This window comes from Prochlorococcus sp. MIT 0801, from assembly GCF_000757865.1.
In the GTDB taxonomy this organism is placed as follows: Bacteria; Cyanobacteriota; Cyanobacteriia; order PCC-6307; family Cyanobiaceae; genus Prochlorococcus_B.
This window is the reverse complement of sequence record NZ_CP007754.1, coordinates 1,830,700-1,854,285: the sequence shown is the minus strand read 5'-3', so window position 1 is coordinate 1,854,285 and position 23,586 is coordinate 1,830,700. Positions and strand designations below refer to the sequence as shown.

Annotated in this window: 18 protein-coding genes; 8 read left to right on the top strand and 10 right to left on the bottom strand. The window is 35.7% G+C overall.

Annotated features, from left to right (window positions below; all coding sequences use genetic code 11):
* Together rplT and rpmI are read right to left on the bottom strand one after the other, a co-directional pair.
* Positions 1–348 carry a 50S ribosomal protein L20 gene (gene rplT, locus EW15_RS09920; protein WP_038654745.1) on the bottom strand — a complete coding sequence of 116 codons (348 nt, stop codon included), beginning with the start codon at positions 346–348 and terminating at the stop codon, positions 1–3.
* Positions 349–399: 51 nt separating this feature from the next.
* Positions 400–597 carry a 50S ribosomal protein L35 gene (gene rpmI, locus EW15_RS09915; RefSeq protein WP_038654742.1) on the bottom strand — a complete coding sequence of 66 codons (198 nt, stop codon included), beginning with the start codon at positions 595–597 and terminating at the stop codon, positions 400–402.
* Between the two features lie 92 nt (positions 598–689).
* On the opposite strand from rpmI, the gene EW15_RS09910 reads away from it, so the two are divergent.
* Entirely contained in the window at positions 690–2,243 is a 1,554-nt protein-coding gene (locus EW15_RS09910; protein ID WP_038654738.1) for a SpoIID/LytB domain-containing protein, read from the top strand.
* A gap of 45 nt (positions 2,244–2,288) precedes the next feature.
* Positions 2,289–3,605 carry a glycosyltransferase family 2 protein gene (locus EW15_RS09905; RefSeq protein WP_038654735.1) on the top strand — a complete coding sequence of 439 codons (1,317 nt, stop codon included), beginning with the start codon at positions 2,289–2,291 and terminating at the stop codon, positions 3,603–3,605.
* A gap of 14 nt (positions 3,606–3,619) precedes the next feature.
* On the opposite strand, the gene EW15_RS09900 is transcribed toward EW15_RS09905, so the two are convergent.
* The 4 genes from EW15_RS09900 to tig all read right to left on the bottom strand — a co-directional run bounded on the left by EW15_RS09900 (position 3,620) and on the right by tig (position 9,058).
* Positions 3,620–5,317, bottom strand: coding sequence for a DNA polymerase III subunit gamma/tau (locus EW15_RS09900; RefSeq protein WP_038654732.1), 1,698 nt, complete (start codon positions 5,315–5,317; stop codon positions 3,620–3,622).
* A 161-nt stretch (positions 5,318–5,478) separates the two neighbouring features.
* Positions 5,479–6,834 carry an ATP-dependent protease ATP-binding subunit ClpX gene (gene clpX, locus EW15_RS09895; protein WP_038654729.1) on the bottom strand — a complete coding sequence of 452 codons (1,356 nt, stop codon included), beginning with the start codon at positions 6,832–6,834 and terminating at the stop codon, positions 5,479–5,481.
* Between the two features lie 105 nt (positions 6,835–6,939).
* Positions 6,940–7,596 (bottom strand): ATP-dependent Clp endopeptidase proteolytic subunit ClpP, encoded by a 657-nt coding sequence (gene clpP, locus EW15_RS09890; protein WP_038654726.1) that lies wholly within the window; start codon positions 7,594–7,596, stop codon positions 6,940–6,942.
* 43 nt (positions 7,597–7,639) lie between these two features.
* A complete protein-coding gene (tig, locus tag EW15_RS09885; protein ID WP_038654723.1) occupies positions 7,640–9,058 on the bottom strand; it encodes a trigger factor in 1,419 nt (472 codons plus the stop codon).
* A gap of 153 nt (positions 9,059–9,211) precedes the next feature.
* Here tig and EW15_RS09880 point away from each other — a divergent pair, with 153 nt between their 5' ends.
* The 3 genes from EW15_RS09880 to EW15_RS09870 all read left to right on the top strand — a co-directional run bounded on the left by EW15_RS09880 (position 9,212) and on the right by EW15_RS09870 (position 13,172).
* Positions 9,212–10,249, top strand: a complete 1,038-nt coding sequence (locus tag EW15_RS09880) for an aspartate-semialdehyde dehydrogenase (RefSeq protein ID WP_038654721.1) — start codon at positions 9,212–9,214, stop codon at positions 10,247–10,249.
* Positions 10,242–11,150 carry a 4-hydroxy-tetrahydrodipicolinate synthase gene (gene dapA, locus EW15_RS09875; protein WP_038654718.1) on the top strand — a complete coding sequence of 303 codons (909 nt, stop codon included), beginning with the start codon at positions 10,242–10,244 and terminating at the stop codon, positions 11,148–11,150. Before EW15_RS09880 ends, dapA begins: the two co-directional genes overlap by 8 nt.
* A 72-nt stretch (positions 11,151–11,222) precedes the next feature.
* The gene (locus tag EW15_RS09870; RefSeq protein ID WP_038654715.1) at positions 11,223–13,172 is read left to right on the top strand and encodes a ribonuclease J; all 1,950 of its coding nucleotides are present in this window, start codon (positions 11,223–11,225) and stop codon (positions 13,170–13,172) included.
* Here the strand turns inward: EW15_RS09870 and tilS are convergent.
* Entirely contained in the window at positions 13,158–14,171 is a 1,014-nt protein-coding gene (gene tilS / locus EW15_RS09865) for a tRNA lysidine(34) synthetase TilS (protein WP_052041250.1), read from the bottom strand. The genes EW15_RS09870 and tilS overlap by 15 nt on opposite strands.
* Before the next feature lie 130 nt (positions 14,172–14,301).
* On the opposite strand from tilS, the gene EW15_RS09860 reads away from it, so the two are divergent.
* Positions 14,302–15,081 (top strand): DUF561 domain-containing protein, encoded by a 780-nt coding sequence (locus EW15_RS09860; protein ID WP_038654712.1) that lies wholly within the window; start codon positions 14,302–14,304, stop codon positions 15,079–15,081.
* An 89-nt stretch (positions 15,082–15,170) separates the two neighbouring features.
* Positions 15,171–17,207 carry an excinuclease ABC subunit UvrB gene (uvrB, locus tag EW15_RS09855; protein WP_038654709.1) on the top strand — a complete coding sequence of 679 codons (2,037 nt, stop codon included), beginning with the start codon at positions 15,171–15,173 and terminating at the stop codon, positions 17,205–17,207.
* A 7-nt stretch (positions 17,208–17,214) separates the two neighbouring features.
* On the opposite strand, the gene EW15_RS09850 is transcribed toward uvrB, so the two are convergent.
* On the bottom strand, positions 17,215–18,981 hold the full coding sequence (locus EW15_RS09850; RefSeq protein WP_038654706.1) for an aspartate kinase: 1,767 nt from the start codon (positions 18,979–18,981) through the stop codon (positions 17,215–17,217).
* Positions 18,982–19,008: 27 nt separating this feature from the next.
* Positions 19,009–20,037, bottom strand: coding sequence for a DNA polymerase III subunit delta (gene holA / locus EW15_RS09845; protein ID WP_038654703.1), 1,029 nt, complete (start codon positions 20,035–20,037; stop codon positions 19,009–19,011).
* Between the two features lie 58 nt (positions 20,038–20,095).
* Here holA and EW15_RS09840 point away from each other — a divergent pair, with 58 nt between their 5' ends.
* Positions 20,096–20,740, top strand: coding sequence for a precorrin-8X methylmutase (locus tag EW15_RS09840; protein ID WP_038654700.1), 645 nt, complete (start codon positions 20,096–20,098; stop codon positions 20,738–20,740).
* A 22-nt stretch (positions 20,741–20,762) separates the two neighbouring features.
* On the opposite strand, the gene mutS is transcribed toward EW15_RS09840, so the two are convergent.
* Positions 20,763–23,543, bottom strand: a complete 2,781-nt coding sequence (gene mutS / locus EW15_RS09835) for a DNA mismatch repair protein MutS (RefSeq protein WP_038655532.1) — start codon at positions 23,541–23,543, stop codon at positions 20,763–20,765.
* Between the last annotated feature and the right edge of the window lie 43 nt (positions 23,544–23,586).

Sequence of the window (23,586 nt, the reverse complement as noted above, 5' to 3'; positions counted from 1 at the left end):
TTAACTTTTTGAACTAACTGCAACGTTTGAGAATGTTTTAGGATCCATAACTGCTAATTGAGCCAGCATTTTTCTGTTAATTCTTATATCTGCTTTCTTTAAACCACCTATAAATTTGCTGTAGCTTAATCCATTTAACCTTGCTGCTGCATTAATTCTTGCAATCCAAAGTCTTCTAAAATCACGTTTTCTTCTTCTTCTGTCTCTATACGCGTTACAAAGGGCCTTCATTACTCTTTGATTTGCGGTTCGGAAAAGAGTTCCATTACCTCCTCTAAATCCTCTAGCTAGACGAAGGATTTTGTTTCTACGTTTTCTAGCAACATTACCTCTTTTAACACGTGCCATAATTAATAACCAGAAATCAAGAAATTGAACTAATAAACGTTTTAAGAAAACTTAAGCATAGGGAAGCATAAGGCTTACGTTCTCTGCATCACGTTCATCTACGACTGCTTTTGTTTTAAGGTGCCTTTTTAATTTAGGACTCTTATGGTCGAGTAAGTGATTGTGAAATGCACGACGTCTCATGAATTTGCCAGTGCCTGTTGCTTTGAACCGCTTTGCAGCAGCTTTGCGGGTCTTGAGCTTTGGCATTGATAAAGCATAGTTGATTTAAGACAATACGTCCTTGAGCTCACTTAAGCCAACCCAAAATTATTAAATTCTCATGGAAAGAGATTTTTGTTGTGATTAAAAGTTATTTACAGGCTCAAAAAAGTTTTTTTGTTTGGGGTTTGCTTCTCTTGATTGGTGTGTCTCATTCCAATCAAGTAAGTATTGCGAATCCTCGCAAAGTTAAGTTTTTTGGAACTCATCAGGCCCCACCTGAGACGCCTTTAATTAGTTCCGAAAAAAATGTTCTACTTGTTGGAATAAAGCCATATTTAGGAAAGGAAATCATCAATGATCTTAAATCTCCAACTTTGAGGCTTGTAAGTAATGGCAGAAACTTGATTCTCAAAGATGCTGATGGAGTCATTAGAAAGGCCAAAGAAATTAATATTGGCTGGCGAGCAAAACAATTATTAAATCCAAAAGTATTTGTTCGACACAAAATTGGTCCCTTCGCAAGTTTCGAGTCTGCTGAAAGATTGGCAAATGATTTAAAAGATAAAAGTATTAAATCAACTATTGCTCATCCTTTTGATTGGGAGGTTTGGGTATCAGGCGACACCGAGATTCCTGCATCCATCAAGGCGACTTATCAAAAAATAAAAGTTTCAAAGATTGTTTTTCCTTATCTTGATGGAAATGATGGAAAAATTGCCCTCAAAGGTCCTATCTCTTTGCAAGCCCCTGATGGGTTGCGCTGGGAGCAGGGGATATACTTAGGTCCATTTTCGATCCAGTCAGATGCATATGGCAGTTGGACTTTGGTTGAGCATGTTCCGATTGAGAGATATTTAAACGGAGTAGTCCCTTATGAAATTGGTGCCAGTTCACCTGAAGCAGCATTAGCAGCTCAGGCGATACTAGCCCGAACATGGGCTATAGCTAATAGCCATAGATTCAAAGTTGATGGATACAATCTTTGCCACGATACCCAATGTCAGGTTTACAAAGATCCATCTAACGTCAATTTAAAAATTAAAACAGCTATACAAAAAACTTCTGGCAAAATTCTTACTTGGAATAAAAAGCCAATAAATACTGTTTATCACGCAACTAATGGTGGAGTCATGGCATCGGTCGATGAGGCATGGTCAATTAATCAAGTTCCTTATTTGCAAACGCGCTTGGATGGTCCAAAACAGTGGACTCGTTCGGTTGATTTACCTCTATCAAATGAGAAATATTTGAAATCTTTTTTATTTTCCAAGTCTGAGGCTTTTGGATCTGATCATCCACTTTTTAGATGGGAAAGAACGCTAGATGCTTCTCAGATATCTAAACAGCTCAATCAAGCTAAAAAAGTTGGCAGTTCTTTTGATCCCAATAAAATTGAGGTTGTAAGTAGAGGAAGTAGTGGGAGAGTCACTTCGTTGAAAATTAACGGGAAGAGTGGTTCAGAAATTTTCCTTAAACTTGATGACATTCGTCGTGTTCTTAGAAAATTACCAAGCACATTATTTGTTGTTAAAGAAATTAAAGAAGGTAAATGGCTGTTTTCTGGTGGAGGTTTTGGCCATGGAGCAGGAATGTCTCAGTCTGGGGCTATAGAGTTAGCAAAAAATGGATGGACTACTAAGCAAATTCTTTCTCATTATTATCCGAAAACTAAATATGGATTTTTGCCTTAGTGATGAAAGCCTCTTAGAGTCACTAATTGATAAAAGGATCACTCCATGGCTTTAGCCAAAATCAGTGGAGAAAACCGACGCATTAAATCAATATTATTTTTGATTTGCTGCGCTTTGGCAGGAATTTTTCCTCATTTGATGGAGCCTAGTAAGAATTTATTCCCTTCAATTATTTTGGCCGTCTTGCTGGGTGGGTATGGGTTAAGAGTTGTTTTACGAGATCGTAGGGATAATTATCAATTACAAAACGAGTATCTAATTAAAAGTGAAAAATTTGTTGAGACTCTTCCCAAAGTGGATGTGTTGGTGGCAGCACGTGATGAAGAAAATGTAATAGAGCGATTAGTTTCAAGACTTTTATCAATTGAATATCCAGAGGAGAAGATTTCTTTATGGATCATTGATGATGGCAGCCAAGATCGAACACCTGATTTATTAAAAAAATTACGTACTCGTTTCTCAAGAATTAATGTTTTAAGTCGCCCTTTGATTAGTGATGGTGGAAAATCAGGAGCTCTGAATTCTGTGTTGAATAAAACTGATGGAGAATGGTTATTTATTCTTGATGCGGATGCACAACTACAGAGCAATGTATTACTTAGAGCAATAGCTCTTGCTTTGCATGGTGGATGGTCTGCAGTGCAGTTAAGAAAATCAGTTGTAAATTGTGAGTTGAATCAAATTGCCTCATATCAAGCAATGGAGATGGCAATGGATGCTGTTATTCAAAGAGGCAGACTTGCTAGTGGTGGTGTGTCGGAGTTAAGAGGTAATGGTCAATTAATTAATAGAAAAGTTCTGGAATGTTGCGGAGGCTTTAATGAACAAACTATTACTGACGATTTAGATTTAAGTTTCCGATTTTTATTAACACGATCGCCAATAGTAATAATGTGGGATCCACCTATTCAAGAGGAAGCAGTGGAATCATTGTCGGCTTTATTCCGACAAAGAAAAAGATGGGCTGAAGGAGGCTTGCAAAGGTTCTTTGATTACTGGCCCTTATTGATCTCAAAACGCCTATCAAAATTTAAAAAAATAGATCTAGCTTGCTTTTTCTTATTGCAATATGTTTTACCAGTTGTATCATTTATAGATTTTATTGTATCAATTATTTTATTTGAAATGCCACTATATTGGCCCCTATCTATAGTTGCATTTAGTATTTCTAGTTTAGCTTTTTGGAAAGGATGTTCTCAAAATAGCGAAGGTCCACGATTACCATCACCTAATTTTATTAATATACTTGGAGCAACAATTTACCTTGCACATTGGTTCATTGTTATACCATATATAGTTGTTAAAATGTCATTATTTCGTAAGACTTTGATTTGGGAAAAAACTGATCATATTGGTTCGTGACAAAGTTATCTTATTCATTCAAGATTCACAATCTCTCCATTAAAGAAGTCTGCGAATTTCTTAGCTTTTTGATCAATAGAATTTATCTCCAAATTATTTTTTGATTCTTTTTTCTCCTCTTTAAAAGTATTTTTATTTGGCTCTCTATCAATTTTAATCTGATTTCTTTGTTCTATTTTTTGAAGATTATTTTTAACTTCTTTATGACTTGATAAGTTATCTTTTTGTTGTATTAACAGAACTTTAGTTGATGATCCTCTAGCTTTATAAAAAGCATCTTCAATCAGATTCTTTCGACTTTGAATCATATTTATCCATTTTTCTGAAATTGCTATTTCAGCAGAATCCGATGTCAGATTTATTAATTTAGCTTGTTGTGAAAGCAGCATCTTTGTTGAAGGGAGATCTAACATGGCTATAACTTTTTTCCAAATATCATCAAGACTTAAATCTGGACTTGTTTTAGTTTCGTCTCGAAAAGCTGTTTTTTGAATTGGTTCTTTTTCTGGATTAGGAACTATACTTTCTGATGTATTATTTACATTTTCAGATTCAGAATTATCTGATAGTTTGCTTTTTAAAAGGGATTGCTTTATTCTATTATTTTCTTTTGAATCTTCATCTGAGAGCATTCCAAGTAAATGAATTTCTAACCATAATTTTGGTTGGTTACTGTTTCTTATATTGCTTTCTGATCCTTTTAGCTTGGCCTGTAGGTTGAGTATTTGATCAAGATTACTAGAAGTTGCTAAGTCGTTTAAACTTTCACTATTTTCTGGAGAAATATTACATAAATTCGTTGGATTAGTTGTAACTTTTGTTACAACTAAGTCTCTTAATATAGATGCTATTCCTTGTAAAATTGCAATTGGCTCTTTCCCTTTATTTATTAGGCTATTACAAACATTCAAAATAGAATTCGGATCTTTAATTATTAATGACTTTGCTAATTTAATTAATTCTTCTTCTGGTATAGCTCCTATCAAATTAATGATGTTTAATTGAGTTATTGGCGGAGGAAGTAAACTTACTTGATCAAGTAAACTTTCTGCATCTCTCAACCCTCCTTGTGAGTGTTTCGCAATTAATGATATTGCTTCTTCGTTGATTTGGATTTCTTCTTTTTTAGCAATACTGATTAAATGACTTTCTAAATCATGCAGAGCTATTCTTCTAAAATCAAACCGCATACATCTACTAAGAATTGTAGGTAAAACGCGTTGAGGGTCAGTTGTCGCAAGAATAAAAACGACTTGACGGGGAGGTTCTTCTAAGGTTTTTAAAAGTGCATTAAAGGCTGCGGTTGAAAGCATATGGCATTCATCTATAACATAAACTTTCCAGCGAGCTTTTGCAGGAGCAAATCTAGATCTTTCTATTAATTCACGAATATTTTCAACACCTGTATTCGAGGCTGCATCAATTTCAATTACATCCAATGCATTCCCAGAGCTAATTCCCTTACAGAGTTCACATTGACCGCAAGGCACGGTTGTTGATTTTTCACTTTTTAAGCAATTTAGAGATTTTGCGAAAATTCGCGCGCTTGAAGTTTTCCCTGTTCCTCGAGGTCCAGAAAATATATATGCAGGGGAAATTCGATCACTTATTAATGCCTGTTTTAAAGTTGACTTGATTGGATCTTGCCCAACTAGTTCGTCAAAGCTTGTTGGGCGATATTTATGATGTAATGGCTCATAAGTCGTTATCATTTCAATTGAAAATATGTATGAATTTGATCTTGATTTATTTAATCATATTCACAAAAGATATTCATTCATCAAATATATGACTAATTTAATTTTTGAGAATTTTATAATTTTTCTTATTACTCTAATTAAATTGAATAAAGGTATTCAGAAGTTCATTTTTTCTAAGCAGATTCCTTAACAATTCTTTTTTCATTTGATAAAAGAGGAACTACTTTCCCACCAGTACTTTCATCAACCATTTTTTTTGTTACATTGAAATTTTTAATCTTAGTTTGAGATGGAAGGCTATACATTAGATCTAGCATGATTTCTTCAACAATTCCTCGCAATGCTCTAGCTCCAGTTTTTCTTTTATAAGCTTCTTGCGCAATTGCCTCAACAGCATCTTCATCAAATGAAAGTTCTACATTATCCATACTTAATAGAGTTCTAAATTGTTTTACTAAAGCATCTCTTGGTTCCGTCAGAATGGACTCAAGTGCTTTAGCATTTAGTGGCTCTAATATTGCACTGACAGGCATTCTCCCAATAAATTCGGGAATTAGACCATATTTCACTAAGTCGTCAGGCTGAAGATCATTAATTAGATCTGCACCAATACGATCTCTATTAGATTTTGTTCTTGTCCTATTGTCATTTTGTATGAAACCAATTGAATTTTTCCCAAGTCTTTTTTCAACTACATCATCTAAACCAACAAATGCTCCACCACATATAAAGAGTATTTGGCTCGTATCAATTTGAATAGAGTCACCGTAAGGATGCTTTCTTCCTCCCTGAGGAGGAACGTTGGCGACAGTACCCTCGAGCATTTTTAGAAGAGCTTGCTGCACGCCTTCTCCAGAGACATCTCTAGTAATGGATGGGTTTTCACTTTTTCTCGCAATTTTGTCAATTTCATCTATGTAAATAATTCCTCTTTGTGCTAAATCCACGTCCATATCTGCTTTTTGCAGGAGACGTAAAAGAATGTTTTCTACATCCTCTCCAACATATCCAGCTTCAGTAAGAGTTGTTGCATCAGCAACAGCAAATGGAACATCAAGCATTTCGGCTAATGTTTGGGCAAGCAAAGTTTTCCCACAACCGGTTGGTCCAATTAATAAAATGTTAGATTTTTGTAATTTTGTTGCCGTTAAATCAGTCTCACCAGACCCGTCTCCTTTCCAAGCAAGTCTCTTATAGTGATTGTAGACAGCTACCGATAAGATTTTTTTTGCTGGTTCTTGCCCGACTACTTGGTCATCTAAAAACTTTTTAATTTCAATGGGCTTTGGTATTGATGCCAAGGTTGGAGCCGGTTTAGCTGACGTTGTGGCAGCTTTAGATTTGCGATTTTTGTCATGACCATTACTTTGATGCGTTGGATTATCAATTAGTTCTTCATCTAAAATTTCGTTGCATAAGTCGATACATTCATCGCATATGTAAACTCCTGGACCAGCAATGAGTTTCCTCACCTGATCTTGCGCCTTGCCACAAAAGGAGCATTTAAGATGGGCCTCAAATTTTGCCATCGAGCTCAAAAAAAAAACAGGTTAGATAGACCGATAATTAATTTTATTCAGTCTCAATTAATAGGATCATTGAGGATTGATGCCTTGTCAGCCTTCCTTAATGATTCATATGGAGTTGAGATTGGAAACCACTTTGTCGATCAGGCCATATTCAACCGCTTCTTGGGGAGAAAGAAAGTGGTCTCGATCAGTATCTTCTGAAATCTTTTGAATATTTTGTCCAGTATGCTCAGCTAAAAGTGAATTAAGAGTCTCTTTTAAATAGAGAATTTCTTTGGCTTGAATTTCAATTTCGACAGCTTGACCTTGCGCTCCACCAAGAGGTTGATGAATCATGATTCTGGAATTTGGCAATGCAAGTCTTTTTCCTTTTGTCCCTCCTGAGAGAAGAAAAGCACCCATGCTTGCTGCAAGCCCATAGCAAATTGTTATGACATCAGGACTAACTTGCTGCATGGTGTCATAAATAGCTAGACCAGCAGTCACTGACCCCCCAGGGGAGTTGACGTACAACTGAATATCTTTTTCTGGATCATCAGCTTCTAAAAAAAGCATTTGAGCTACCAATGCATCAGCAACTTGATCATTGACATCAGTTCCTAGAAAGATGATTCTTTCACGAAGTAATCGAGAGTAAATATCAAATGCCCGATCACCTTGACCTGATTGTTCAATTACTGTTGGCAAAACTCCAGGTCCTGAAAATAGACAGGAGTTATTCCATAAACTATTAATGGGGTGACTTTGTCTTGCTTCAATCAACTTGAATTTTAAGTAGCTAATAATCCTAATCTATGCGTAGAAACTAGGATTTGGGTGTTTTAGAACTTTTCTTTTCTTTATTTGTTTTTGTTGTTTTCTTTTTAGAACTTTTCTCCTTAATTGTATCCAAGGCTTTTTCTGGGGGTTTTTCTACAACAGTATTATTTTCTTCAAGCCAAACAAATAATTTTTCTTGCAGTAAGTCATCAGTAATAGCCTCTTTGAGACGATCTGCGTCGATATTTTTTTCGTTTGAAAGTTTAATTTCAGCTTCAACTTGTTCAAGTTTTGAGTTGATTTCTTTGTCTGAAACTTCAATCTTTTCTGACTTAGCCAAAGCATTTAGAGCAAATTTTTGACGCAGCTTTTTCTCTGCTTCGCCTTTTGAAGATTCCATAAGTGATTTCACAAGCTCAGGAGTAAACATTGATTTGACATCAATGCCTTGCTGAGCAAAATTTTGAGCCGTTTGTTCAACAATTATTCGAACTTCCTGGTCAATAAGACTTTTTGGTAGTTCAACTTCAAGTTCTTTGACTAATACGTCAAGAAGCGAGTCCTGACGAGTTTTGGCTTGTTTTCTTTCAGTATCCTCTTTGAGTCTCTTTTCAAGATCTGCGCGTAAGTCAGACATATTTTCTTTGTCACTTGCTTGCTTTGCAAACTCGTCATTGAGTTCAGGTAATTCTTTGATTTTTAAATCTTCAAGACTGACTTTGAATTCAGCTTTTCTGCCTTTCGCTTCTTCCTGATGATAATCCTTGGGAAATTCACACTTCAATATTTTTTCATCTTTAATATTCATTCCAATTACTCCCTCAATAAAACCAGGAATCATTCGCCCTTCTTCAAGTTCTATTTCTATTGAATCGGCGCTTCCGCCTTCAATTTCGCTTCCATCATCTGAGAAACTACCTTTAAAGCTGACTAAGGCAATATCTCCTTTCTTTGCCGCACGATCACTAACTGGGACTTTAGTTGCTAGTTGAGCTCGGGATTGCTCAATAAGTTCATCAACTTTTTTCGGATCAAATATTAAATTTTCTACTTCCGCAGTTAGACCTGATGATTTTTTTAAAGTTGGGATAGGGGTAATATCGGTTTCAAGTTTTAATACTAAAGTTTTTTCAGGGTTAAAATTCTCCAAAATAGTTTCAAAGCCATCTTCTAGTTCAGGCTCACATAAAGGTTCTATTCCCTCTTGATCTAAGGTTTCTGTCCATACTTTTTGTAAGAGTGATTCCAGTGCAGAGGCCTGTATCCTTTTGACTCCAAGTTGCTGGATTACTACTGTTTTAGGGACTTTACCTTTGCGAAAGCCTGGGATTGAGATAGATCTGCTGAGTTTGCTTAAAGCTTCGTCGTAACTATTTTTGCATCGATCTGCTGGCACCTCTATCTCTACAGCAATTCTGCTATTGGGTTTTGAACTGGTTTTTACGTTTAATTTGGCAGCACTCATTGAAACGGAATTCTCAAATTTGGTTAGCGTAAGAAAGCGTTAATTCACTTCCAAAGCTATTGTGGCCTAAAAAGTATCGAAAAATTTGTTATTTGTTGATTTTTCTAATAAGAAAAACTTTTTTGTTAAATCGTTTAATTCTCCTCATCAAGTTTGAAACCACAATTTCTCCTTCCAAATAGACCCCTTACAGTTGCGATTCTCGGATCGAGTGGAGCTGTAGGCAAGGAATTATTGGCTTTGCTTGAAGAGAGATCGTTTCCTATTAAAAAGTTAATTTTACTAGCCTCTCATCGTTCAGCAGGGGACATTCAGAGTTTTTGCGGGACTGAGTTGAAAGTCGAAGAGACAACTAAAGATAGTTTTGAAAATGTAGATTTAATTTTGGCTTCAGCTGGTAGTTCAATATCTCTTAAATGGAAAGATATAATTCAAAGTTCTGGAGCTTTGATGATTGATAACTCCAGTGCCTTTCGAATGAACGAGAATGTTCCTTTAATTGTTCCAGAAGTCAATCCTTCAGATGCTATTAAGCACAAAGGTATAATTTCAAATCCTAATTGCACCACTATTTTATTAGCATTGGTTTTATCTCCATTGACTAGGCATATCCCCATCAAGAGGATTGTTGTATCAACCTATCAATCCGCTAGCGGTGCAGGTGCAATGGCAATGGAAGAATTAGAAAAATTAAGCCAAGAAGTTTTAGATGGAATAACTCCAAAAAGCAAAGTTCTTCCGTATTCTTTGGCGTTTAATCTTTTTTTGCATAATTCACCTTTGCAATCGAATAATTATTGTGAGGAAGAGATGAAAATGGTTAATGAAACCCGAAAGATTCTTGGAGATCCTGATCTTTCATTGACCGCAACATGTGTAAGAGTTCCAGTTTTTAGAGCCCATTCTGAATCGGTCAATATTGAATTTACAAAGCCTTTTCCAGTAAAAGAAGCTTATGAGATTTTGGAAGCTGCACCAGGAGTTGAGATACTTGAGGACTTGGAAAATAATCGTTTTCCGATGCCACAAGATGTAACTGGCAGAGACCCCATATCAGTTGGCCGAATAAGGCAAGATATAAGTAACCCCAATGCTTTGGAACTATGGTTATGTGGAGATCAAATCCGCAAGGGTGCCGCACTGAATGCAGTGCAAATTGCTGAACTTCTATTGCCAAAAAATCATGAATAAGTCAGCTTCATTATCACCAGCACCTTTTGGAAGGCTGCTAACCGCAATGGTGACACCATTTAATGATGAAGGGAAAGTTGATTATGGCCTTGCTGCCGATTTGGCAAATTATTTAGTAGATCAAGGTTCAGATGGCATTGTTGTCTGTGGAACTACGGGTGAGTCACCTACTCTAACTTGGCAAGAACAACAAAAAATGCTGGAAACAGTGAGAAATTCTTTAGGCTCTAGGGCCAAAGTTTTAGCTGGAACTGGAAGTAATTCGACCTCTGAGGCAATTGAAGCTACAAAGGAAGCGGCTAATTCTGGTGCTGACGGTGCATTAGTTGTTGTTCCTTATTACAATAAACCACCACAAGAAGGATTAGAAGTTCATTTTCGAGCTATTGCAAATGCAGCTCCAAAGTTGCCTTTAATGCTCTATAACATCCCTGGGAGGACAGGTTGTTCGATATCACCTAGTATTGTAAGTAAGCTTATGGATTGCAGTAATGTAGTCAGTTTTAAAGCCGCAAGTGGAACAACCGAGGAAGTGACTCAATTAAGGAACTATTGTGGATCAGATTTAGCTATTTATAGCGGTGATGATGCTTTGGTTTTACCAATGCTTTCAGTTGGGGCTGTTGGCGTTGTTAGTGTCGCAAGTCATTTGGTTGGTCCTAATTTGAAGAAAATTATAGAGAGTTTTTTAGAGGGTAAATATGCTGAGGCACTTTATTTGCACGAGACATTGCAACCTCTTTTTAAATCCCTTTTTGCAACCACAAATCCAATTCCTGTTAAATCGGCACTTCAACTCATCGGCTGGTCTGTTGGACCTCCTCGAAGTCCTCTAGTCTCTTTAAACAGTGAAATGAAAGAAGAACTCGTGAAGATACTCTCTTCTATGAGATTGATTTGATCTACCCCCTTTCTAATAGTGGGTTTGGCTTTCATTTAGGTAACAATCAAGTTTTTTCACATAAATTTTTCCATGACATCAAGTTCAATGAATTCTCAAGGTTCAAAAAATAATCAAACAAATTCTCCTTGTTTGAGAATTATTCCCTTAGGTGGCCTCGGAGAAATCGGAAAAAATACTTGCGTATTTGAATACGGAGACGACATCATGATTCTTGATGCTGGTCTGGCTTTCCCAACGGATGGGATGCATGGAGTAAATGTTGTTATGCCTGACACTACTTATCTACGTGAAAATCAAAATCGGATAAGAGGTTTGGTGGTTACTCATGGGCATGAGGATCATATTGGAGGAATTTCTCATCATTTAAAGAACTTTAATATCCCAATTGTTTACGGCCCGCCCCTTGCTATGTCAATGCTTAGGGGAAAAATGGAGGAAGCTGGAGTTGCTGATCGGACAACAATACAAGTATGTGGACCCAGAGAAGTTATCAAAGTTGGGCAACATTTTTCAGTTGAATTTGTAAGAAATACACATTCAATTTCTGATAGTTATTCCTTCGCAGTGACGACTCCAGTGGGAGTAGTATTTTTCACTGGTGATTTTAAGTTCGACCATACCCCACCTGACGGACAGCCTGCCGATCTAGCCAGAATGGCTCACTATGGAGATAAAGGTGTTTTATGCCTTCTATCTGATTCAACCAACTCTGAAGTTGCAGGTTTCACACCCTCTGAATATTCTGTTTTTCCAAATCTAGATAGATATATTGCTACTGCTGAGGGCAGAGTTATGGTCACTACTTTTGCTAGTTCAACTCATCGTGTATCGATGCTTTTAGAGCTAGCAATGAAAAACGGTAGAAAAGTTGGCTTGCTAGGTCGTTCAATGCTGAATGTGGTTGGAAAAGCAAGAGAACTGGGATATATGCGTTTTCCTGATGATTTATTTTTTCCCATTAAACAGATCAGAGATTTGCCTGATAGAGAGACTTTTTTATTGATGACAGGTAGTCAAGGAGAATCAATGGCTGCTTTAAGTCGTATTGCTAGAGGCGAGCATCAACATGTTCAATTGAAAACTAGTGATACTGTCATTTTTTCTGCTAGCCCTATTCCTGGAAATACTATTTCCGTAATGCATACGATTGATAAATTAATCAAATTGGGTGCAAAAGTAATTTATGGAAAAGATAAGGGAATTCATGTTTCAGGCCATGGATGCCAAGAAGATCAAAAATGGATGCTTGGATTAACAAGACCCAAATACTTTATTCCTGTTCATGGTGAGTACAGAATGCAAGTTCTACATGGGAGAACTGCAGTATCAATGGGGGTTCATCCCGAGAATGTATTAGTGATGGAGAATGGGGACGTTGCTGAACTAAGACCAGACTCTATTGTTCAAGGTTCACCAGTTAAATCAGGAGTGGAATTACTCGATTCTTCTAGAACGGGCGTTGTGGATACTCGAGTCTTAAAAGAACGTCAGCAACTTGCTGATGATGGAGTTATTACCGTTCTTACTCCAATTAGTACTGATGGCGTGATGGTTGCTCCCCCTAGGGTGAATCTTCGAGGTGTTATTACTAATGTTGATGCCAAAACGATGGTTAATTGGACTGAAAGAGAGATTAATTGGGTCCTTGAAAATCGATGGAAACAGCTCGTTCTTAATACGGGCGGAAAGTCAGTTGAGGTTGATTGGATTGGATTGCAAAGAGAGGTTGAATCAGGATTATCTCGTCGGTTGAGAAGAGAGGTTCAAGCTGAGCCTTTAATTCTTTGCCTTGTTCAACCTGCTCCAGGAGGAACTCGAGCATATAAACCTCAACTTGATCAACAGCCAGACTCAAGACAAGTAGTTAAGAAAACGGTTGATAAAGACCCTAAGACGAGAAATGCATCTGTAGTAAATAAAGAGACAAGTTCATCTGCAGAACAAAAAATAAATAAGGAATCTAATGCAGAGGAAATGCCATCAGGAAGAACAAGACGTCGCAGATCAGCAATTAGTTGATAACTGAAAATTGTCTTTTTTATTAGCTTTAGTTGAGATATAAATAGTTTCTTTGTCCCAAGATAGTTGGAAGTCTCCATGAAGATGGATACTTCCAGGTGGTTTCCTTTGAGACACTTTGGTATTTATTTCTTCAATTTGCAGAGCTGTTACTCTTGTCACACCTGTTGTCTTTAACCAATTAGATAGAATTATTTGTCTAATAGAGTTTGTTAGGCTGAATAGTTTTTTTCTCGATATGGAATTGGGTTTTTCTCCTTGGCAAAATTCTATTGCTATTTTTGCAAATATTTTTTGGTCTTCGTTATAACTTTCAAGTCTATTAGCTACTGAGGCTATTCTTGAATCTGCTCCCTTATAGATTGAATTCAAGATTGGCAAAATTTCTTTTCTTATTTTATTTCTTGTTAAATTAATATTTTCATTTGAAGGATCAATCCAAATTGGTAAATTAAAATCTTTACAAATCTCGAGAGTTTCACTCCTATTGAAAATTAGTAGAGGTCTTGCTAAATCTATATTATTGTCTACAGTTCTTTGCTCTTTAAGAGTAGTAAGTCCAGTCAGATCAGTCCCCCTGGCTAAGTTCATAATGACTGTTTCTGCTCGATCAGTAGCAGTATGACCAGTTAATATTCTTGTACACGGAAAATGTATATTTTTTGATGATAATAACTTAGCTCTCAATATTAGGTTTTTATATCTCCAATCTCTTGCTTTTTCTTCATTAGCAACTTCTTTTTTATCTGCTTTATTAGAGTGAAATGAAATTTGATTATTCAGACACCAAAGTTTTAGCTCTTTTTCGATTTTCTCGGATTTAGCATGCCATTGGTGATCTCCATGCCAGATTTCGACTTGCCATTTATGTAGTCTTTTTAAATCAATAATTAGTTTGAGAAGGGCCATCGAATCTTGGCCACCAGATATTGCTAAAAGAATGGTGGAGTTACTGGGAAGCAGAGATTTATTTTGTTTCAGCCTTTTGTGTAAACGCATATGCCATTTACTCCAAGACCTGTCATTTTTAGAAGATTGTGACATTTGCTTTGGTTTCAGAGCTCAATACACATTTTTTTAGTTCTTTTGCTGAGTCAATGTCACAATCAGGTTAATAGTTGATGTTTTTATGACACGTTTGCAAACATTGCCAGCTTCACTTCAAAAGAGTATTAAAAACAGATCTTTATTGAAAGTAATTTCTGGTTTGAGTAATTTTAATCCAGAATCAGTGCTTCTAATTGCCAAAGCTGCTGGTCATGGGGGCGCCGACTTATTGGACATTGCCTGTGAACCAAAATTAGTAGAGCTAGCTGTAGAGGCCTCGAATATTCCTGTGTGTGTAAGTTCTGTTGAACCAAGGCTCTTCCCTAACGCTGTTAAAGCAGGAGCATCAATGATTGAGATTGGGAATTTTGATTCTTTTTATCCAGATGGGCGTTTCTTTTCAGCTGATGAGGTGCTCTCATTAGCTAGTGAATCTCGACGCCTGTTACCGGAAGTTTTTTTGTCAGTGACCGTTCCCCATGTTTTGCCTTTAGATAGTCAAGCTCAATTAGCGTTAGATCTTGTTGATAGAGGGGTCGACTTAATTCAGACAGAAGGAGGCACAAGCTCTCATCCCTTGAGTCCTGGAACTTTAGGTTTAATAGAAAAAGCTTCACCTACTTTGGCCGCGACTTTCGCTATCGCATCTTCTTTAAAGGAGAGTCAGCATGATGTGCCTGTGATTTGTGCTTCTGGGCTCTCTGAAGTCACTGTCCCAATGGCTATTTCAGTAGGAGCTAATGGGGTTGGTATTGGATCAGCAGTAAATAAATTGAAGACTGAATTAGCTATGGTTGCTACTGTCAAAGGTCTTCGTCAGGCTTTAGATTCGTTAAAACTGGTTTCCACGATTAATCGATGAGCCTTATAAGGTGATTTAAGATTTTTATGATCAAAATTTGAAGAATATAGAATTAATAAATCTATCTTTGTTTAGCATTTAACAAGAATATGCCTGAATATAAACTTCAAGCTCCTTATGTTCCAAAAGGTGATCAACCTGAAGCGATTAAAGGTCTCGTTAGAGGTGTAAATGATGGGGAAAAGTTTCAAACTTTATTAGGTGCAACTGGAACAGGCAAGACTTTTACAATAGCTAATTTGATAGCTCAAACTGGAAGACCTGCGTTAGTTTTAGCTCATAACAAAACACTTGCAGCTCAATTATGCAATGAATTAAGGGAATTTTTTCCTGATAATGCTGTTGAATATTTTATCTCATATTATGATTATTATCAGCCAGAAGCTTATGTTCCAGTAAGTGATACATACATAGCCAAGACTTCATCAATTAATGAAGAAATTGATATGTTACGCCACTCTGCGACTAGGTCTTTATTTGAACGAGATGATGTCATAGTCGTTGCCTCAATTAGTTGTATATATGGTTTAGGAATTCCAAGTGAATACTTAAAGGCTTCTGTAAAGTTTCAAGTTGGTCAAAGTATTGATTTAAGATCTTGTCTTAGATCATTAGTTTCCAATCAATATACACGTAATGATATCGAAATCAGTAGAGGTAGATTTAGAGTTAGAGGAGATGTATTAGAAATAGGGCCAGCATATGATGACAGACTTGTAAGACTTGAATTATTTGGAGATGAAGTCGAAAGTATTAGCTATGTCGATCCTACTACTGGAGAAATCTTAAATAAACTTGACTCAATCAACATCTATCCAGCAAAACATTTTGTTACCCCAAAAGATCGCTTAGAATCCGCAATTCAAGCAATAAAAAAAGAGTTAAAAGATAGATTAGAATTTCTTAACCAAGAGGGTAAATTACTCGAGGCTCAAAGGTTAGAACAACGAACTATTTATGACTTAGAAATGTTAAAGGAAGTTGGATATTGTAATGGAGTTGAAAATTATGCTCGTCATCTTTCTGGAAGAGAACCTGGCTCAGCCCCAGAATGCCTAATTGATTACTTCCCTAAAGACTGGTTATTACTTTTAGATGAAAGTCATGTTACTTGTCCTCAATTAAGAGCTATGTATAATGGCGATCAAGCTAGAAAAAAAGTGTTAATAGATCATGGATTTAGACTACCAAGTGCAGCTGATAATCGTCCTTTAATGGATATAGAATTTTGGAATAAGGTAAAACAAACTGTTTTTATAAGCGCAACTCCTGGTGATTGGGAATTGTCCCAAAGTACAGGAAATATAGTTGAGCAAGTTATCAGACCTACTGGTGTTCTAGATCCTCTAGTTGAAGTACGTCCAACCCATGGTCAAGTCGAAGATTTGCTTTTCGAAATTAGAAAAAGAGCATCAAAAAAGCAAAGAATACTTGTCACAACTCTCACGAAAAGAATGGCTGAAGATCTTACAGATTATTTATCTGAAAATAAAATAAGAGTTCGCTATTTACATTCAGAGATTCATTCAATTGAGAGAATTGAAATAATTCAAGATTTACGACTGGGAGAATATGATGTATTAGTTGGAGTTAATCTTCTAAGAGAAGGTTTGGATTTACCTGAGGTCTCTCTTGTAGTAATTCTTGATGCAGATAAAGAAGGATTTTTAAGATCTCAAAGATCTTTGATACAAACAATCGGTCGAGCAGCAAGACATGTTGAAGGCTTAGCTTTGCTCTATGCAGATAATATGACTGACTCCATGGCAAAGGCCATTAGTGAGACTGAAAGACGCCGAGAAATACAGAATATTTATAATATTGAGAATTGTATAACTCCTAAACCAGCAGGTAAGAAAGCAAGTAATTCAATTCTTTCTTTCTTAGAGATATCCAGAAGATTAAATCAAGCTGGAAATACTGATGATTTTGTTGATATTGCTGATAAGTTGATTGATCACAGCTCTAAGGATTCTGATAGCGGAATATCTTTAGAATCTCTGCCTGAATTAATTGAAAAATTGGAATCAAAAATGAAAATAACAGCTAAAGATCTAGATTTTGAAAAAGCTGCAATTCTTAGAGATCGTATAAAAAAATTAAGGCATAGGTTAGTCGGTAGATAATATATTTTTATTTTTCATTATTTCCTAATTTAAAGCAAGAATGAATTTCATTTAATGCTTTTTCACCATATTTTTCTGAGATAATACAAGTTGTTCTTATTTCACTAGTAGCGATCATTTCGATATTGATTTTTTGATTTGCTAGTGCTCTAAATATTTTACCTGCTGTTCCTTTTGTAAATGGCATCCCAGATCCTACTGCGCTAATTCGTACTATGGATTCTCCTTCTTCAATTTTTGATCCTTGCCAATTTTCAATCAATTCTTTTAATGCATATTTAGCATCGCTTCTATCATTTTTCTTTAAAGTGAAGCTAATATCTTTGGTTTTATCTTTATGCTTTCTTTCTGATTGAACTATTGTATCTAAGCTGATGTTTTTATCAGCCAAAGTGGAACATATTGTGGAGGCAGTCCCTGGCTGATCTGGAACATTCTTCACGCTAATTTGGATTTGATCTCTATCTAAAGCTATTCCTCTTACTTCTGGCTCGTTGTTATCTACAATAGTTGGATTTAGCGAAATTTGTTTATCAGTAAGCTTGAAAACTTCGCCTACATTACGTAATGCTTTTTTCCCTAATTCTGCATCAATAACACAACTTACTTTGACTTCACTAGTTGCGATTAATCGTATATTAATACCAGAGTCAGAAAGAATTTGGAATAGAGATGACGCTATCCCAGGTCTTCCCATTATTCCAGCTCCATAAATACTTAGTTTAGTCAGATCTTTTTGAAAAGATATATCACCTCCAATAGTATTAATGAGTTTTTCACATTGAGTTAGTGCATTATTTAATTCATTTTCAGCAACAGTAAAAGTGATGTCGTTAGAGTCGATCTGATGTGTCGCTTGAATAATGAGATCGACATTCACTCCACCCTTTGATAGAGATTCAAAAAGTTCAGCAGCAATTCCTGGACGATCTGGAATATTAGATAAAGCTACGACTGCTTGATTCTCAAGAAGTTCTAAACCATCGACAGGACTGCGATGTTCTATTCCACCTTGAGAAAAATCAGGATTCTTATTACTAGTTAGAGTTGTTCCATCAAGGTTGTCCCAACTTGATTTGACGACAAGAGTTACGCCGAAATTTCTTGCTATTTCAACTGCTCGAGGATGTAAAACAGCAGCTCCAAGGCTGGCCAGCTCTAACATTTCATCACAACTAATATTTTTCATTAATTTTGCATTTTTAACAATTCTTGGGTCAGTTGTGAGAACGCCAGGAACATCGGTATAAATTTCACACCTAGCAGCTTTAAGAGATGCTGCTAGAGCGACTGCAGAAGTATCTGATCCTCCTCTTCCTAAAGTTGTGATTTCAGCAATTCCTCCTATGCCAAGACTGGTTCCTTGGAATCCAGCTATAACTATGGTTTTACCTTGATCTAAGAGATTTTTTATTCGTTCTGTCCTTATCTCGAGGATTCTGGCTCGTCCATGAGCTGATTCTGTAATAATTCCAGCTTGAGTTCCTGTTAATGAGATTGCTGGCGTGCCCAATTCATTCAGGGCCATTGTTAATAATGATATTGAGACTTGTTCCCCAGTTGAGAGGAGCATATCCATTTCTCGATGAGGAGGATCAACAGTTATTTCTGAAGCAAGCCGTGTTAATTCGTCAGTTTGATGTCCCATTGCAGACACAACAACTACCAGATCATCACCTTTTTCTTTACTTGATTTGATTCTCTGTGCGACAGCTTTTATGCGCTCAATGCTTCCTAGAGAGGTGCCGCCAAATTTTTGAACCAACAATGCCATTAAACTTTCGTTAACTTATTGATTATTTCAGTTATTAGTCAAAATTTTACTGTCTGTTAGCAGATTATCTTTAAAAGAATCGATTGGATTGGTTCCTGATTTAATTGAGGCCTCAATTTTTAAAAGTTTTTTCATCAATTCAAGCAATATTTCCAAAGATGTATCTTGAATTTGTTTTCGAATTACAAAAATACGTTTTGGGTTGGCGATCCCAGCAAGTTTGGCTATTTCTTTGACATCTTGATTTCCCTGTGAATCCAATAGATGTACCCAAAGCCATCCTCTTGATTGACCAGTTAAGGTTGTAATTAACCGTAAAGCAGGCTCTCCATTTTTAAGTAAGGATTGAATCTTATTTAGAGCTATAATTATCTCTCCTTTCAATAGTAAATTGGCAATTTCTAGTGCGTTAGTCGAATTGTTTTGAATTAGTTTTTTTACTAGTTCTTTTGATATTTCTCTCGGGCTATCTGTATTTAAGTTTTTATTAACAGCATCTGATAATAAGGAAAGCTTTTGAAGTTCAGTATTAATTAAAGAGCTATCATTACCTATGCTCTCTACTATTAAATCAATCGTTTCATGATTCATTTTAAGATTGAATTTGTATAAAATATTTTTTACTAGATTGCGTTGTCCATTTATATCCCATGGTAGTGGAAGAAGAAAACTCTTTTCCTTTGACAAGCTATTTGTTTGAATACTTTTTTCTATTAATTTTGTTGTCTTAAGTCTTTTATCTGGTTTATTTGAATTATTTAGAATTAGATATGTATTATCAGGAATTAGTTTAATTGCTTGTTCAAGTTTGTTAGCTAGTTCAATTGTACATCCGTTGCAAAAAGGGCTTCTTCTAACTAGTACAATTCTCCCTCCGCTTCCAAAAGGGGCACTTTGAACCTCTTCAAGTGCTCTGAAATTTTGCTTTGGGTCATTTCCATCTATCTGACTATAGTTAAAACTTTTCCACGATGGATTAATCACTGTTTGAATTATTTCTTCTATTTCTCTGTTACAGGCCTCATAATCATCCCCCCATATTAAATGTATTGGCATAAATTCGATATATGTTATTAAAAAGATTTTGATCTTAAATTAGCTCAGAAATTTAACAGTGAAAACACCCGAACATCCCATCTTTCTCGAAAGTGTTAATTACATTAGATCTAAAATAGGCATTACAGGACTTGATGAGGTTCAGCAATCAATTTTAGAACGCATTATTCATTCAAGTGGAGACTTTGACTTGCTGTCATGTGTCAAGTTTAGTCCCACTGCTTGTCAGGATGCTATTAAGGCATTGAAAAATGGTGCAACGATTTTGACTGACACTTATATGGCAGAGGCAGCAATATCGCCTATGGCTAAACGAACCTTGAATTCAAATATTGAATGCATTTTAGGTATGGCTCCAGCTTCCATGTCCATTGATACAACTTTAACTACTAGAAGTGAAATTGGTATGAAAAAAAAATGGTTAAACTTTGAGGATAAAGACACCATAAACGATTTAAATGCTCCATTGGTCATAATTGGGAGTTCTCCAACAGCTTTAATTTCTTTATTAGATCTTGTTGAAGCTGGCTATAAGAGACCAAGTTTAATTGTTGGAATGCCAGTGGGATTTATTGGGGTGAATGAGAGTAAAACTCGATTATTAAATAGTGGTTGTGCATATATTGTCTTGGAAGGTTCTAAAGGAGGTGCATCCTTAGCTGCAGCTACTACTAATGCTTTATTGAGAGCGGCTGAGAATTAAATTGCAAGGATTGTTTTTTATTTTATTTGCAACTTTCAATTGGCTTAGTGACTTGAATAGTGTTTGAGTTATTTTTTTCTAGATTTTTTAATATTAATCTTGCATTATTGACTACTTCTGAGGGAACTCCCGCAAGCCTGGCAGCTTCAATTCCATAACTTTTATTTGCTCCTCCTCTTTCGACCTTGTGAAGGAATGAAAGGGAATGATTTTTATATTCAACTATAACTTTGTAATTTTCTACATTTTCAATATATTCAGAAATTTGATTCAATTCATGGTAATGAGTTGCAAAGATTGAACGACTTTTAATTTTTTTTGCTAGAAACTCGCTTACTGACCAGGCAATAGATAACCCATCAAAAGTTGAAGTTCCTCGTCCAATTTCATCTAATAAAACTAATGAGTTTTCAGTGGCATTATTAAGAATGAAAGCAGTTTCAATCATTTCGACCATGAAAGTTGATTGGCCTGAAGCTAAATCATCCACAGCTCCAACACGTGTAAATACTTGATCAGCGATTCCAATATGTGCTGATTTAGCTGGGATCCAACTTCCAATTTGAGCCATGATTTGTAATAGACCTACCTGTCTTAAATAACAACTTTTTCCACTAGCATTTGGCCCTGAAAGAATAATCAGATCGGTCTTAGAACCAAGTTCTATATCATTAGGTACAAAAAATTTATCAACAAGAATTTGCTCAACTACTGGATGACGGCCATTAATAATAGATAGTTTTCTTGATTTATCTTGCTGATTAATATCTATTATCTTAGGTTGAATATAGTTGTGAGTAGCGGCTACTTCGGCTAGTCCAGCTAAAACATCTAAGTAAGATATTGATTTTGCTGCTTGTCTAATAATGTTGGATTTATTCCCTGTAAGTGTTCTTAAATCACAAAAAAGCTCATATTCTAGTTCTGATATTCTTGCTCTAACTTGAAAGATTTTTCCTTCTCTTTCTTTTAAGCCTGGTGTCACAAAACGTTCTTCATTAGTTAAGGTTTGTCTTCTGATCCAGTGATCTGGAACATTTATAGCCTTTGATTTACTCACAGCTAAAAAGTATCCAAAGGATCGATGATATTGAAGCTTTAAATTATTTATATTGCTTTTCTTTCTCTCTTCTGCTTCTTGAGACTTGAGCCATATATTATGATCATCTAGTTGGTTTCTTAGTCCATCAAGTACAGGGCTTATACCATCATAAAATAGACCACCTTCTGTAAGGCTAAGTGGCGGATTGTTTATGATTTGATTATTGATTTTTGAAGCAAGTTCTATTAAGTCTTTATCTATATTTATAATGGACTTGAAATACTCAGTTTTATCAAAAATGGGGTCACTTAGATATTTTTTAATTAAGGGTAAACGGTTAATTCCTTCTGCGATAGCAATTAAATCTCGTGCTCCCGCTTGTTGAGCTCCTGCCCTACCTGAAAGACGTTCTAAGTCACCCATGGCTCTAAGAATCTTTCTAATATTTTTTCTTAATGTCGATGATTTTATTAGTAATCCAATTATATTTTGTCGATCATTAATTGCATTAATATCTTTTAAAGGTTCTTCTATCCACCTCCTAATGCATCTTGCACCCATTGCAGTTAATGTTTTATCAATTGCCCAAAGTAATGAGCCTTGAAATTTTCCATCCTTCTGAGTTGAAGTAATTTCTAAATTTCTTCGTGTTTGACTATCTATAATTAATCCAGATCGACTATTTTTTATTCGAGGGTAATCAATACAGATATTTGTTTTGATTTCATTGTTAGATTTATTATCTATATTTGGGTGCGTTTTATTTAAATATGAAATTAACCCTCCAATAGTTCTGATTGATAGAGAGTTGGCATTTATCCCTAAGCTATCAATATTATTTAAACAATAATGATTTTTAATAGTTGTTATTGCCTCCAAGCTAGAGAATGATGTTTTATTAAATTCTGTTATTTCTATTAATCCCTCATGCCAGATTTTATTTGAAATTGAGTTTTTTTCTGAAATAACCTCAGCTGCATTTAATTTAATTAATTCGTGACGTAAATTATTACTTTCTTGACCTTCTTGAACAATAAATTCCCCGGTGCTTACATCTATTTTTGCTAAAGACCAGTGTATTATTGCTGGATTATATTTGGCCTCTAGCAGAACAGAAGCTAGCCAATTATTTTGTTTAGCACTTAACATTCCCTCTTCTAGAATTGTTCCAGGGGTGATTAATCTTGTTATGCCTCTTTTTATTAATTTATTGCCTTTTGCTGGAGCAGCTTCAAGTTGATCACAAATAGCAATAGATAAACCCTTTTTAATTAGTTCTGTGCAATAACGATCAGATGCATGATGAGGAATTCCAGCCATTGGGATTTTGCCAATTTTTTTCCCAGCTTCTTTACTTGTGAGTGTGATTTCTAAAAGCTGTGAGAGTGTTATTGCATCTTCAAAAAAACATTCGAAGAAATCTCCAAGCCTATAAAGCAAAACTCGGTCAGGATTTTCTTTCTTTAATTCGACATAATGTCTTAGTGCAGGAGTGAGATCATCAATTTTTGGTAAATTGTGATGTGACCATTTGGGTTCTTCGATTTCTACATGAGAAAACTCATCAAAATCAATGATTTGTTTTTGATTTTTAGCAGTCTGTTTTATGCGAGGTCTAAGCGATGCGTCTTCTTCTAGTTGTTGATGTGACAGATTTCCGTTCGATGCTTCTGAACTATTAAGCCTTTCAGCATCATTGATATCGATGTGCTCATTTTCCCCGAATAGACTGCCTTGTATGGGGTTTTGGCTGGCAGCCATTTCATTGCTCACTGTTTAATCAATGCATATTAGAAGAATTAAT

Excerpts from the sequence above, each read along its gene's own strand:
- rplT (WP_038654745.1), bottom strand. The coding sequence starts at position 348 with ATGGCACGTGTTAAAAGAGGTAATGTTGCTAGAAAACGTAGAAACAAA.
- rpmI (WP_038654742.1), bottom strand. The coding sequence starts at position 597 with ATGCCAAAGCTCAAGACCCGCAAAGCTGCTGCAAAGCGGTTCAAAGCA.
- EW15_RS09905 (WP_038654735.1), top strand. The coding sequence starts at position 2,289 with ATGGCTTTAGCCAAAATCAGTGGAGAAAACCGACGCATTAAATCAATA.
- EW15_RS09900 (WP_038654732.1), bottom strand. The coding sequence starts at position 5,317 with ATGATAACGACTTATGAGCCATTACATCATAAATATCGCCCAACAAGC.
- clpX (WP_038654729.1), bottom strand. The coding sequence starts at position 6,834 with ATGGCAAAATTTGAGGCCCATCTTAAATGCTCCTTTTGTGGCAAGGCG.
- tig (WP_038654723.1), bottom strand. The coding sequence starts at position 9,058 with ATGAGTGCTGCCAAATTAAACGTAAAAACCAGTTCAAAACCCAATAGC.
- dapA (WP_038654718.1), top strand. The coding sequence starts at position 10,242 with ATGAATAAGTCAGCTTCATTATCACCAGCACCTTTTGGAAGGCTGCTA.
- EW15_RS09870 (WP_038654715.1), top strand. The coding sequence starts at position 11,223 with ATGACATCAAGTTCAATGAATTCTCAAGGTTCAAAAAATAATCAAACA.
- tilS (WP_052041250.1), bottom strand. The coding sequence starts at position 14,171 with ATGCGTTTACACAAAAGGCTGAAACAAAATAAATCTCTGCTTCCCAGT.
- EW15_RS09860 (WP_038654712.1), top strand. The coding sequence starts at position 14,302 with ATGACACGTTTGCAAACATTGCCAGCTTCACTTCAAAAGAGTATTAAA.
- uvrB (WP_038654709.1), top strand. The coding sequence starts at position 15,171 with ATGCCTGAATATAAACTTCAAGCTCCTTATGTTCCAAAAGGTGATCAA.
- EW15_RS09850 (WP_038654706.1), bottom strand. The coding sequence starts at position 18,981 with ATGGCATTGTTGGTTCAAAAATTTGGCGGCACCTCTCTAGGAAGCATT.
- holA (WP_038654703.1), bottom strand. The coding sequence starts at position 20,037 with ATGCCAATACATTTAATATGGGGGGATGATTATGAGGCCTGTAACAGA.
- mutS (WP_038655532.1), bottom strand. The coding sequence starts at position 23,543 with ATGGCTGCCAGCCAAAACCCCATACAAGGCAGTCTATTCGGGGAAAAT.